Source organism: Pseudomonas sp. GW822-FHT07A10, assembly GCF_058798795.1.
The window spans coordinates 212381-224513 of record NZ_JBXAKV010000007.1 but is presented as its reverse complement, the minus strand read 5'-3'; the positions used below and the strand labels follow the sequence as shown (position 1 = coordinate 224513).

The 12133-nt window shown below is 58.3% G+C and carries 12 protein-coding genes; 9 read left to right on the top strand and 3 right to left on the bottom strand.

The features are described from left to right. Positions 1-58: 58 nt before the first annotated feature. Positions 59-541 (bottom strand): SsrA-binding protein SmpB, encoded by a 483-nt coding sequence (gene smpB, locus AC1RL4_RS14540; protein ID WP_008029800.1) that lies wholly within the window; start codon positions 539-541, stop codon positions 59-61. Between the two features lie 118 nt (positions 542-659). Here smpB and AC1RL4_RS14535 point away from each other — a divergent pair, with 118 nt between their 5' ends. From AC1RL4_RS14535 to AC1RL4_RS14525, 3 genes are read left to right on the top strand one after another with little or no spacing between them, the layout of a single operon-like run. Further along, the gene (locus AC1RL4_RS14535; RefSeq protein ID WP_019582460.1) at positions 660-2063 is read left to right on the top strand and encodes a sodium-dependent transporter; all 1404 of its coding nucleotides are present in this window, start codon (positions 660-662) and stop codon (positions 2061-2063) included. A 7-nt stretch (positions 2064-2070) separates the two neighbouring features. Next, positions 2071-2505, top strand: coding sequence for a type II toxin-antitoxin system RatA family toxin (locus AC1RL4_RS14530; RefSeq protein ID WP_096481151.1), 435 nt, complete (start codon positions 2071-2073; stop codon positions 2503-2505). Next, positions 2498-2812: an RnfH family protein gene (locus AC1RL4_RS14525; RefSeq protein WP_019582459.1), complete on the top strand. Its 315-nt coding sequence runs from the start codon at positions 2498-2500 to the stop codon at positions 2810-2812. Before AC1RL4_RS14530 ends, AC1RL4_RS14525 begins: the two co-directional genes overlap by 8 nt. A gap of 61 nt (positions 2813-2873) precedes the next feature. Here the strand turns inward: AC1RL4_RS14525 and AC1RL4_RS14520 are convergent, their stop codons facing one another. Beyond that, complete coding sequence (locus tag AC1RL4_RS14520) at positions 2874-3401, bottom strand: outer membrane protein assembly factor BamE (RefSeq protein ID WP_096481149.1); 528 nt, start codon at positions 3399-3401, stop codon at positions 2874-2876. 97 nt (positions 3402-3498) lie between these two features. On the opposite strand from AC1RL4_RS14520, the gene fur reads away from it, so the two are divergent. Then, complete coding sequence (gene fur / locus AC1RL4_RS14515) at positions 3499-3903, top strand: ferric iron uptake transcriptional regulator (RefSeq protein ID WP_003197684.1); 405 nt, start codon at positions 3499-3501, stop codon at positions 3901-3903. A gap of 75 nt (positions 3904-3978) precedes the next feature. Here the strand turns inward: fur and recN are convergent, their stop codons facing one another. Next, a complete protein-coding gene (gene recN / locus AC1RL4_RS14510) occupies positions 3979-5652 on the bottom strand; it encodes a DNA repair protein RecN (protein WP_018929474.1) in 1674 nt (557 codons plus the stop codon). Between the two features lie 241 nt (positions 5653-5893). Here recN and grpE point away from each other — a divergent pair, with 241 nt between their 5' ends. The 5 genes from grpE (at position 5894) to carA (ending at position 12113) form a co-directional block, all read left to right on the top strand. Beyond that, positions 5894-6460 carry a nucleotide exchange factor GrpE gene (grpE, locus tag AC1RL4_RS14505; RefSeq protein WP_018929475.1) on the top strand — a complete coding sequence of 189 codons (567 nt, stop codon included), beginning with the start codon at positions 5894-5896 and terminating at the stop codon, positions 6458-6460. A 102-nt stretch (positions 6461-6562) separates the two neighbouring features. Continuing rightward, on the top strand, positions 6563-8479 hold the full coding sequence (dnaK, locus tag AC1RL4_RS14500) for a molecular chaperone DnaK (protein ID WP_204125251.1): 1917 nt from the start codon (positions 6563-6565) through the stop codon (positions 8477-8479). 297 nt (positions 8480-8776) lie between these two features. Beyond that, complete coding sequence (gene dnaJ / locus AC1RL4_RS14495) at positions 8777-9901, top strand: molecular chaperone DnaJ (protein WP_018929477.1); 1125 nt, start codon at positions 8777-8779, stop codon at positions 9899-9901. Between the two features lie 9 nt (positions 9902-9910). Next, entirely contained in the window at positions 9911-10717 is an 807-nt protein-coding gene (gene dapB / locus AC1RL4_RS14490) for a 4-hydroxy-tetrahydrodipicolinate reductase (protein WP_019582457.1), read from the top strand. 259 nt (positions 10718-10976) lie between these two features. Next, positions 10977-12113, top strand: a complete 1137-nt coding sequence (gene carA / locus AC1RL4_RS14485; RefSeq protein ID WP_018929479.1) for a glutamine-hydrolyzing carbamoyl-phosphate synthase small subunit — start codon at positions 10977-10979, stop codon at positions 12111-12113. Positions 12114-12133 lie beyond the last annotated feature (20 nt).

The following is a 12133-nucleotide window of genomic DNA, read 5'->3' as shown; positions in this document are numbered from 1 at the left end:
GCTTCGCACCCCGGCGGGAGCAAGCTCCCTCGCCACTATGCCGCGGTCTGGCGGAGAACTACTCTTCCTTGCCCTTGTTCCGCACCGCACGCTGCAATTCACGGCCGGCGTCGCGTTCGCGTTCGGTATCACGCTTGTCGTATTCCTTCTTACCCTTGCCCAGAGCAATCTCGCACTTGACCATGTGCTTGCTCCAGTACCAGGACAGGCATACGCAGGCGTAACCTTTTTGCTGCACGGCAGCGGCCAGCTTTTCCAGCTCGCGCCGATTGAGCAGCAATTTTCGGGTGCGGGTCGGATCAGCGATAACGTGGGTGCTGGCCGTCGTCAGAGGCGTAATGTGGCTGCCGAGCAGCCAGGCTTCGCCATCTTTGAGCAGTACGTAACTGTCAACCAGTTGCAGCTTGCTTGCCCGCAGACTTTTTACTTCCCAGCCGGCCAGGACCAGACCAGCCTCGAACCGATGTTCGATGAAGTAATCGTGTCGCGCCTTTTTATTTTGCGCGATGGTCCCTGTTGGGTGTTTCTTCTGTTTAGCCATAGGGGCGGCATTATAGGGAGTTGCGCGCGAGTCGGCTACGGTGACGCTACGTGCTTGAGCAGGTTGATTGAATCCCGGACAATGCGGCCTCTTTTTTGAACGCTTGGGCGTGATAACGATGTCGACAGACAAGGTTTCTGTCCACGGCAGTTGGGCTAGCCGCTGGGTCTTCATACTCGCCGCGACCGGTTCGGCCGTGGGTTTGGGGAGTATCTGGAAATTCCCTTATATGGTTGGCGTCTATGGCGGCGGGGCCTTCGTGCTGATGTTCCTGGCCTGTATCGCGCTGATCGGTATGCCCGTCATGCTGGCCGAAACCCTGATCGGCCGGCGCGCGCGGCAGAGCCCGGCCAATGCCTTGAAGGTCCTGGCGCTGGACGCGGGGCATTCGGCGAAGTGGTCCTGGGGCGCCTTTGCCGGGATGATCACGGCGTTGCTGATTCTGTCTTTCTATAGTGTGGTTGGCGGTTGGTCGCTGGATTACATCATCGACATGGGCCGTGGCGACTTTCGGGGCGTGACGGCTGATCAGGTCGGCGCATACTTCGGTAATGTGATCGCCGACCCATGGCGCCTGACACTTTGGCACACGATTTTCATGCTGTTGTCGGCAGTGGTGATCGCCAAGGGTGTGGTCGCCGGGCTGGAGCGCAGCCTGCGGATCATGATGCCGTTGCTGTTCGTGATGGTGATTGTCCTGCTGGGTTACAGCATGACCACCGGCCACTTCATGGAGGGCGTGCATTTCATGTTCGACTTCCACCCGGACAAGGTGCTTGATGGCTTGCTGCCGGCCATGGGGCACGCGTTCTTCTCTCTGAGCGTGGGTGTCGGCTCGATCATGATCTACGGCGCCTACATGCCGAAGCACTCGTCGATTTCCGGAACCGTCGTCGGTGTGGCGTTGCTCGATACCTTCGTTTCGCTGTTGGCCGGTCTGGCATTGTTTCCGATTGTATTCGCTGCCGGCCTGAACCCGAGCGAAGGCCCAGGCCTGATGTTCGTCAGCCTGCCATTCGCCTTCGGTAACGTAGCGTTCGGCCAGTTGATGGGCGTAGTGTTCTTCGTACTGGTGGCGATTGCGGCCTGGAGTTCGGCGATTTCCCTGCTCGAACCGATGGTGGCTTACCTGGTTGAGCGCACGAAAATCAGCCGCGCCTGGGTCACCTTCTGGCTGGCATTCACCTGCTGGTTCGTCGGCCTGGGTACCGTGTTTTCTTTCAATATCTGGAAGGAAGCCAAGTTTTTCGTGAACGAAGGCGGGATGTTCCATCTCTACCAATGGGGGGCGGCCGGTGGCCTGGACTTCTTTGGTGTGATCGACTTCTTCACCTCGCGGATCATGCTGCCACTCGGTGGTTTGTGTTTCGTGGTGTTTGCGGGCTGGGTGATGGGGCGTGAAGCGGTGCGCGACGAGTTGTCGATCCGTAGCCCGGTATTGTTCGCCCTGTCCCTGTTTTTGATGCGCTATGTGGCGCCCATCGGCATTCTTGTAGTGTTTGCCGCCCAGCTGTGGAAGTAACGCTGACATGACGACACACATTCAACGTTCGGCCCTGCTGCCGTATCCGGCGCAAGCGCTTTACGACCTGGTCAACGACGTGGCCCGCTATCCGGAATTCCTGCCGTGGTGCTCATCGACCGAAATTCTGGAAAGCTGTCCTGAGTTCATGCGCGCCAGCGTCGGCGTGGCCAAGGGGGGGCTTAGTCAGCATTTCGTAACGCGTAATACCCTGGTGCCCGGGCGTTCGATCGAAATGAACCTCGAGGAAGGTCCGTTCAGCCAGTTGCACGGCGTCTGGGTGTTCAAACCGTTGGGCGAGAAGGCCTGCAAGATTAGTCTGGACCTGTCGTTCGACTACTCCGGGCCGCTGGTGCGTGCGACGTTGGGGCCTTTGTTTAATCAGGCGGCGAATACGTTGATGGACGCATTCTGCCAGCGCGCGAAGCAAATGCATGGTTGAGGCCGTGATCAAGGTCGAGGTGGTGTATGCCGCCGTTGATCGTCAGGTGCTGCTGAGCGTGACGGTGCCGGTGGGCGCGACGGTGCGGGATGCGTTGTTCAAATCGGGCCTGAATGACGAATTCCCGGAGCTGGATCTGGGCAGTTGTCCGGTCGGGATCTTTGGCAAAGTGATCGCTGATCCGGCCACTCGCCAGGTTCAGGAAGGGGATCGCATCGAGGTTTACCGGCCGTTGCTCGCCGATCCAAAAGAAGTTCGGCGGTTGCGTGCAGCCAAAGCGGCCGAGGCCAAAGCCCGGAATCAGTGATTCGATTAAACGCCAGACAATAAAAACCCCGGATATGCCGGGGTTTTTATTGCGTCGCAAATTATTGCGGCGAGGTTTCCAGCGGTTCTGGAGTTGGGACCGGGACAGTTTCTACGTTGTCCACGTCCTTCTGGATCTGGTCCAGCAACGAGCCTGGCTTGACCGGTTTTTCTGGCTTCGGCTTCTCGGCGCTTCCTGCCGGCGCGGTCACGGTAGTGCCGCTGTCCTTGCCGAGAATGGCCTCGTCGCGGCTCACGCCTGGCATGAAATCGCCAGAGAGGCTGACAAGTTGGTCATTTGGGTTGAAGATAACGCTAATGCGTTCCTGTTGGCGTTCACCGCCACCGGGTTGCAGGCTATACAGGTAATCCCAGCGATCGGCATGGAACGTGTCGGTCAACAGAGGGTTGCCCATGATAAACCGTACTTGCCGACGGGTCATTCCCGGGCGCAACTGGTCTATCATGTCCTGCGTGACGACATTGCCCTGCTGGATGTCGATTTTGTAAACCCCGGGGAATGAACAACCGGCGAGTGCGAGCAGTCCCACAAAGGTGAAACTGGTTAGCAAGAGCTTGGTGTTTTGCATCGGTGGGCGACTTCCACTATCTTGGCTGGGACAACGTAAACGCCGATCATACCCGCATTAAGAGAAGCTGCGAAGCAGCATCGCGAGAAAGCTGACCATGGTTGAAAATAGCGAACTACGCAAAGCCGGCCTCAAAGTGACCCTTCCACGGGTCAAAATTCTGCAAATGCTCGATTCCGCCGAGCAGCGCCACATGAGTGCCGAGGACGTCTACAAGGCACTGATGGAGGCTGGTGAGGACGTCGGTCTGGCCACGGTTTACCGTGTTCTGACCCAGTTCGAGGCAGCTGGCCTTGTGGTGCGGCACAACTTCGACGGAGGCCATGCGGTCTTCGAGCTGGACGACGGCAAGCATCACGACCATATGGTCAACGTCGAGACCAGTGAAGTGATCGAATTCTTCGACGAAGAAATCGAGCGGCTGCAGAAAGCAATCGTCGACAAGTATGGCTTCGAGATGGTCGATCACAATCTTGTACTGTACGTGCGCAAGAAAAAGTAAGCATGTCGCGCGAACTTCAGGTTCGCGAAACGAACGAAGGCGACCTCAGGGTCGCCTTCGTGCTTTCTGTCCTTCTTAGATTTTCGCGGTAACAACCATTTTCTTCGCGTGAGCCAGGGACTCCTTGGTGAGATCGATGCCGCCGAGCATCCGTGCCACTTCTTCGACACGATCATTCTTGCTCAGCTTGGAGACGGCCGTGTGCGTGGCATCTTCACCGCGGACCTTGTGTACAAATAGATGTTGATGCCCCTGCGCCGCCACTTGCGGCAAGTGCGTCACGGTCAGAACCTGCCCGCGTTCCCCGAGGCGTCGCAGCAACTGGCCGACAATCTCGGCGGTCGGGCCGCCAATGCCTACGTCCACTTCGTCGAACACCAGCGTCGGTACGCGGGAGGTCTGTGCGGTGATCACCTGAATCGCCAGACTGATGCGCGATAGCTCGCCCCCCGATGCCACTTTTGCCAGGGCTTTCAACGGTTGCCCCGGGTTGGCGCTCACCAGCAGTTCCACTTGTTCGAGCCCGTTGGGCAGCAGTTCGTCGCTGCTGTTGGGGCGCAGCTCGATGGTGAAGCGGCCACCGGGCATGCCCAAGCGCTGGATTTCCTGTTCCACGGCGCTGGCCAGGCTGCTCGACGCTTGATGGCGCAAGTCGCTCAATTCCCGAGCCTTCTCCTGATAATGACGGGCGTAGGAGGCCAGCTCATCGCCCAGTCGTTCGATGGATTCATCGTTGGCATTCAGGGTTTCGATTTCGTCGAGTAGCTTCTGTTGCATCTCGGCGACCTCGGTCGGCTGGATGCGGTGTTTGCGCGCCAGGGTGTAGATCGCATCGAGGCGTTCTTCCAGGTATTGAAGGCGTGCCGGGTCAGCGTCGAAATTGTCGAGAAAACGGTTCAATTCGCCCACGGCTTCTTCAACCTGAATCTGCGCGCTGGTCAGCAGGTTGCTGGCTTCACCCAGGGCGCCGATCGAATTGTTCACGCTCGATAGGCGATTGAGGCTGGCGGTCAGTGCGTTCAATACATTGCCGGAATCACTTTCGCTGCATTGTTCGACCACTTGCCGACAAATGCCCAGCAGGGTTTCGGCGTTGGTCAGGTTCTTGTGTTCCTGTTCCAGTTGCTCCAGCTCGCTTTCGCCGAGGCCGAGGTTTTCCAGTTCTTCGAGTTGATAGCTGAGCAACTGATGACGAGCGCGCTGTTCGTCGCCGGAGTTGGAGAGGCGTTCCAGCTCCTGACGGGTCTGGCGCCAGCGTTGGGCGGCCAGTTGCACCTGACGGGCAAGGTCCGTGGCGCCGGCGTACTCGTCGAGCAGGCGGCGATGAGTATCGGTTTTGAGCAGGGATTGGTGTTCGTGCTGGCTGTGGATATCGATCAGCAACTCGCCCAGGGCCTTCAGGTCGCCGAGAGGGCAGGGGGTGCCATTGATATAGCCGCGCGAACGCCCTTCAGCGGTGATCACGCGGCGCAGAATGCACGGGCCGTCGTTCTCGAGGTCGCGTTCGGCCAGCCAGGCGCTGGCTTCAGGGATGTCGATCAGGTCGAAGGTGGCCAGGATGTCGGCCTTGTCGGCCCCCGGGCGGACTACGCCGCTGTCGGCGCGATCACCCAGGGTCAGGCCGAGGGCGTCGAGCATGATCGACTTGCCGGCGCCGGTTTCCCCTGTGATCACGCTCATCCCGCGATCGAGTTCGAGATCGAGATGTTCAACGATGGCGTAGTTGTGTACGGACAGGTGCACCAGCATAAAGGCCGCTCCCAGGCTTTAGGTCTGGTTATTTATACAGTGTTTTGTTTCTGGCTGACAATGCCCTCTCTTAGGTCGATTTGCTTGACTGAAAGAAATTCTTAGCGCGCCAGGGAATGACAAAGCAGTTGTTTTTTGTAGGGTTAATCATCAAACAGCCCTTGAAGCTGAATTTTGCGGCCCCATATACCGGGGCAGAAGCGCGAGTTGAGCTCGCGGACGATATTGGAAGGAGAAATCTATGGCTGACGAACAGACAGTGGATACGCAAAATCTAGACGCCAACCAGACCCCCGAGGCTTCGGGTGAAGACCTGGCGGCTCGTGTACAAGTGCTCGAAGAGCAATTGGCTGGTGCGCAGGATCAGGCTTTGCGTGTAGCCGCCGATCTGCAGAACGTCCGCCGTCGTGCCGATCAGGACGTTGAAAAGGCTCACAAGTTCGCCCTGGAAAAATTCGCAGGCGACCTGCTGCCGATCATTGACAGCCTGGAGCGCGGCCTGGAGCTGTCCAGCCCTGACGACGAAAACATTCGTTCGATGCGCGAAGGGATCGAGCTGACCCTGAAAATGTTCCAGGACACCCTGAAACGCTATCACCTGGAAGCTATCGATCCTGAAGGTGAACCTTTCAATGCCTCGCATCATCAGGCAATGGCCATGCAGGAAAGCGCCGACGTCGAGCCAAACAGCGTGCTCAAGGTGTTTCAGAAGGGCTATCAGCTCCACGGTCGCCTGCTGCGCCCGGCCATGGTCGTGGTCAGCAAGGCACCTGCACCGGTTTCGCCTTCGATTGACGAGCAGGCTTGAAATTAGCCGCAAGGCCCCCATTTAGAAGTCAAGCGTTTAAGTGCTACCGCAGTCAGCCACCACTACTGCGGCATCCAAATCCAAAGTTTCGGGAGAGTGAACATGGGCAAAATTATCGGTATCGACCTGGGGACTACCAACTCCTGCGTCTCCGTGCTGGAAAACGGCAAGGCCAAAGTTATTGAAAACGCTGAAGGCGCGCGTACCACGCCGTCGATCATCGCTTATGCCAACGATGGCGAAATCCTGGTTGGCCAGTCGGCTAAGCGTCAGGCAGTGACCAATCCGCATAACACCCTGTACGCGGTGAAGCGTCTGATCGGTCGTCGTTTCGACGAAGAAGTCGTACAGAAAGACATCCAGATGGTCCCTTACAAGATCGTCAAGGCTGATAACAGCGACGCCTGGGTTGAAGTGAACGGCCAGAAAATGGCGCCGCCACAAATCTCGGCTGAAATTCTGAAGAAAATGAAGAAGACTGCCGAAGACTACCTCGGCGAGCCTGTGACCGAAGCGGTAATCACCGTTCCGGCCTACTTCAACGACAGCCAGCGTCAAGCCACCAAAGACGCCGGCCGCATCGCGGGCCTGGACGTAAAACGCATCATCAACGAACCAACCGCAGCCGCACTGGCCTACGGTATGGACAAGGCCAAGGGCGATCACACTGTGATCGTTTACGACCTGGGTGGCGGTACTTTCGACGTTTCCGTTATCGAAATCGCTGAAGTCGATGGCGAGCACCAGTTCGAAGTGTTGGCCACCAACGGTGATACCTTCTTGGGCGGTGAAGACTTTGACATTCGTCTGATCGACTACCTCGTCGACGAATTCAAGAAAGAAAGCGGCATGAACCTCAAGGGTGACCCGCTGGCCATGCAGCGCCTGAAAGAAGCCGCTGAGAAAGCCAAGATCGAACTGTCCTCGAGCCAGTCGACCGACGTGAACCTGCCGTACATCACTGCAGACGCTACCGGTCCTAAGCACTTGAACGTGAAAATCTCCCGCGCCAAGCTCGAAGCGCTGGTGGAAGACCTGGTTCAGCGCACCATCGAACCTTGCCGCATCGCGATGAAAGACGCCGGTATCGATGTCAGCAAGATCGACGACGTGATTCTGGTCGGCGGTCAGACCCGTATGCCAATGGTGCAGAAAGCTGTTTCCGACTTCTTCGGTAAAGAAGCTCGTAAAGACGTTAACCCGGACGAAGCTGTTGCCATGGGCGCCGCTATCCAGGGCGCAGTATTGGCCGGCGACGTGAAAGACGTTCTGCTGCTCGACGTCAGCCCGCTGACCCTGGGTATCGAAACCATGGGGGGCGTGATGACCGCGCTGATCGAGAAAAACACCACGATTCCTACCAAGAAATCGCAAGTGTTCTCGACTGCTGACGACAACCAGGGCGCCGTGACCATTCACGTGCTGCAAGGTGAGCGTAAGCAGGCCGCACAGAACAAGTCCTTGGGCAAGTTCGATCTGGCCGAGATTCCACCGGCTCCACGTGGCGTGCCACAAATCGAAGTGACCTTCGACATCGACGCCAACGGCATTCTGCACGTAGGCGCCAAAGACAAGGCTACCGGCAAGACTCAGTCGATCGTGATCAAGGCCAACTCCGGTCTGTCCGAGGACGAAATTCAGCAGATGGTTCGTGACGCTGAACTGAATGCCGAAGAAGACCGCAAGTTCGAAGAGCTGGCTAGCGCTCGTAACCAGGGCGACGCACTGGTTCACTCGACTCGCAAAATGATCGCTGATGCTGGCGACAAAGTGAGCGCTGAAGAGAAGACTGCAATCGAAGCGGCAGTAGTTGCCCTGGAAGCCGCTGTTAAAGGCGACGACAAGGCTGCGATCGAAGCCAAGGTTGAAGAGCTGTCCAAGGTCTCCGCGCCAGTGGCTCAGAAAATGTACGCCGAGCAGGCTCAGCCAGCTGAAGGCGCGGCACCGAAAGGCGAAGCGGCTGAAAAAGCTGACGACGTCGTCGATGCCGAGTTCGAAGAAGTTAAAGACCACAAGTAAGTTGTTGGTCGCCCGGTTGACTGCCTTCAGGCGGTGACTGGTAGGATGTCGCCGCGCGGGAGCTTGCTCCCGCGTTGGCGTGTCTGGAGTTAGCGAATTTTTACAGCATGCGACAACGCTCGCGTGTTGGTGGCATGGCCGGGGATGCTCCTGCTTTCCGCGCCGAAAGTGCTGCATCGAATCAAAGACCAGGATCGTTGAATTGACGTGAGTTGGGTCCGGGCCTGTATTGGGGCTCAACGAGTTTGACGAGGCTCAGGAGAGGTTTGTCGAACGTCCTTAAGAGTGCAAAGACTTATGGCAAAGCGTGACTATTACGAAGTATTGGGTGTTGAGCGTGGCTCAAGCGAAGCAGACCTGAAAAAGGCCTACCGCCGCCTGGCGATGAAGCACCACCCGGACCGTAATCCCGATGACAAAGCGTCGGAAGATATGTTCAAGGAGGCCAACGAGGCCTACGAAGTGCTGTCCGATTCCAGCAAGCGCGCGGCCTATGACCAATACGGTCATGCCGGTGTCGACCCGAGCATGGGGGGCGGCGGTGCCGGTTTTGGCGGCCAGAACTTCTCCGATATCTTTGGCGATGTCTTCAGTGACTTCTTCGGTGGCGGTCGCGGCGGCTCCCGTGGCGGCGCTCAGCGTGGCAGCGACCTGCGTTACACGCTGGAGTTGAACCTGGAAGAAGCGGTGCGTGGCACAACCGTGAATATCCGTGTTCCGACACTGGTCAACTGCAAGCCGTGTGACGGCTCGGGTGCCAAGAAAGGCTCCTCGCCGGTCACCTGCCCGACGTGTGGCGGTATCGGTCAGGTACGCATGCAGCAAGGCTTCTTCTCGGTGCAGCAGACCTGCCCGCGTTGCCATGGCCAGGGCAAGATCATTTCCGATCCGTGCGATTCCTGCCACGGCGAAGGTCGTGTCGAAGAGTACAAGACGCTTTCCGTCAAAGTGCCGGCCGGTGTCGATACCGGTGACCGTATTCGTCTGTCCGGCGAAGGCGAAGCGGGCGCGCAGGGTGGGCCGACCGGCGATCTGTACGTGGTGATCAATGTGCGTGAGCACGCGATCTTTCAGCGTGATGGCAAACACCTGTTCTGCGAAGTGCCGATCAGCTTCGTCGATGCAGCGTTGGGCGGCGAGCTGGAGATTCCGACCCTTGATGGTCGGGTCAAGCTGAAGATCCCTGAGGGGACTCAGACCGGCAAGCAGTTCCGTGTTCGCGGCAAAGGCGTTGCGCCGGTTCGTGGCGGCGGCGCTGGCGACCTGATGTGCCGTGTGGCGGTCGAAACCCCGGTCAACCTGGGTCGTCGCCAGCGCGAATTGCTGGAAGAGTTCCGCAGCTCCTTGGCGGACGACAACAGTCATTCGCCGAAAACCACTGGTTGGTTCGAAGGCGTGAAGCGCTTCTTCGGCGATTTGTAAGGAGTGAGCATGCGACGTATAGCTGTGATGGGTGCCGCCGGCCGCATGGGCAAGATTTTGATCGAGGCGGTGCAGCAGCGCGCGCCGCTGACCGGTCTGACCGCCGCCATCGTGCGCCCTGGCAGTACGCTGATTGGCGTGGATGCCGGTGAGCTGGCCTCATTGGGGCGTATTGGTGTGCCGCTGTCCGGTAGTCTGAATTCGGTGGCTGATGAGTTCGACGTGCTGATCGACTTCACGCTCCCGGAAGTCATGCTGAAAAACCTGGCTTTCTGCCGTAAGGCGGGCAAGGCCATGGTGATCGGCACGACAGGATTGGATGCCGCGCAGAAGCAATTGCTGGCCGAGGCGGGCAAGGATATTCCTATCGTGTTCGCGGCCAATTTCAGTGTCGGTGTAAATCTGTCGCTGAAGCTTCTCGACATGGCTGCGCGCGTGCTGGGTGATGATGCGGATATCGAAATCATCGAGGCTCACCATCGGCACAAGATCGATGCACCTTCGGGCACGGCGCTGCGTATGGGCGAAGTAATCGCCAATGCGCTGGATCGTGATCTGCAGAAGGTTGCGGTCTATGGGCGTGAAGGTCACACCGGTGCGCGCGAGCGTGAAACGATCGGCTTTGCCACTGTTCGCGGTGGTGATGTGGTTGGTGATCATACGGTGCTGTTCGCCTGCGAGGGCGAGCGACTGGAAATCACGCACAAGGCATCGAGTCGCATGACCTTCGCCAAGGGTGCTGTACGTGCGGCTTTGTGGCTGGACGGTCGTGAACCAGGCCTCTACGACATGCAAGACGTGCTCGACCTGCGTTAAGATGTAGCCGAAACCGGGTTCAAACATAGCCTTTGAGCCCGGTTTTAAACCGCCAAGCGACGTCCTGTCGCATTCTCCGGCCTTTAGGGCTCATTGGCGGTAGACCAAAAATGCCTTTTTCTGTAAGCTACAGCTTTAGTGTGTCCACTAAAAGCGCGCAGAATAATTCGATGAAGAAGCGGGGTGACGTGTCCATACGTCACTCCGCTTTTTTACAACCTGCGATCGCCCTTTCAGGCTTTATTTACGGGAGGTCTTCTTGACTAAGCCAGCCATACTCGCCCTTGCTGATGGCAGCATTTTTCGCGGCGAAGCCATTGGAGCCGACGGTCAAACCGTTGGTGAGGTGGTGTTCAACACCGCAATGACCGGCTATCAGGAAATCCTTACCGATCCTTCCTACGCCCAACAGATCGTTACCCTGACTTACCCGCACATCGGCAACACCGGTACCACGCCGGAAGACGCCGAGTCCGATCGCGTCTGGTCCGCTGGCCTGGTCATCCGTGACCTGCCACTGGTTGCGAGCAACTGGCGCAACACGATGTCTCTGTCCGACTACCTGAAAGCCAACAACGTCGTGGCTATCGCCGGTATCGACACTCGCCGCCTGACACGCATCCTGCGTGAGAAAGGCGCGCAGAACGGCTGCATCATGGCCGGTGACAACATTTCCGAAGAAGCCGCCATCGCCGCTGCCCAGGGCTTCCCTGGCCTCAAAGGCATGGACCTGGCGAAAGTCGTCAGCACCAAAGAGAAGTACGAGTGGCGCTCGACTGTCTGGGACTTGAAGACCGACAGCCACGCGACCATCGACGCTTCCGATCTGCCATACCACGTGGTTGCCTACGACTACGGCGTCAAGCTGAACATCCTGCGCATGCTGGTCGAGCGCGGTTGCCGCGTGACTGTGGTGCCGGCTCAAACGCCGGCGGCTGACGTTCTGGCTCTGAAGCCGGACGGCGTGTTCCTGTCCAACGGCCCGGGTGACCCTGAGCCATGCGACTACGCGATCCAGGCCATTAAAGACGTGCTGGAAACCGAGATCCCGGTATTCGGTATCTGCCTCGGCCACCAACTGCTGGCTCTGGCCTCCGGTGCCAAGACCCTGAAAATGGGCCACGGCCACCACGGTGCAAACCACCCGGTTCAGGATCTGGACAGCGGTGTGGTGATGATCACCAGCCAGAACCACGGTTTCGCGGTAGACGAAGCGACCCTGCCAGGCAACGTTCGGGCGATCCACAAATCGCTGTTCGACGGCACCCTGCAAGGCATCGAGCGTACCGACAAGAGCGCCTTCAGCTTCCAGGGTCACCCTGAAGCCAGCCCTGGCCCGAACGACGTAGCGCCACTGTTTGATCGCTTCATCAACGAAATGGCCAAGCGACGCTAATCGCTCGCCCTGATGTAGCG

Coding starts and splice junctions, on each gene's coding strand:
- smpB (WP_008029800.1), bottom strand. CDS start 541: ATGGCTAAACAGAAGAAACACCCAACAGGGACCATCGCGCAAAATAAA.
- AC1RL4_RS14535 (WP_019582460.1), top strand. CDS start 660: ATGTCGACAGACAAGGTTTCTGTCCACGGCAGTTGGGCTAGCCGCTGG.
- AC1RL4_RS14530 (WP_096481151.1), top strand. CDS start 2,071: ATGACGACACACATTCAACGTTCGGCCCTGCTGCCGTATCCGGCGCAA.
- AC1RL4_RS14525 (WP_019582459.1), top strand. CDS start 2,498: ATGGTTGAGGCCGTGATCAAGGTCGAGGTGGTGTATGCCGCCGTTGAT.
- AC1RL4_RS14520 (WP_096481149.1), bottom strand. CDS start 3,401: ATGCAAAACACCAAGCTCTTGCTAACCAGTTTCACCTTTGTGGGACTG.
- fur (WP_003197684.1), top strand. CDS start 3,499: ATGGTTGAAAATAGCGAACTACGCAAAGCCGGCCTCAAAGTGACCCTT.
- recN (WP_018929474.1), bottom strand. CDS start 5,652: ATGCTGGTGCACCTGTCCGTACACAACTACGCCATCGTTGAACATCTC.
- grpE (WP_018929475.1), top strand. CDS start 5,894: ATGGCTGACGAACAGACAGTGGATACGCAAAATCTAGACGCCAACCAG.
- dnaK (WP_204125251.1), top strand. CDS start 6,563: ATGGGCAAAATTATCGGTATCGACCTGGGGACTACCAACTCCTGCGTC.
- dnaJ (WP_018929477.1), top strand. CDS start 8,777: ATGGCAAAGCGTGACTATTACGAAGTATTGGGTGTTGAGCGTGGCTCA.
- dapB (WP_019582457.1), top strand. CDS start 9,911: ATGCGACGTATAGCTGTGATGGGTGCCGCCGGCCGCATGGGCAAGATT.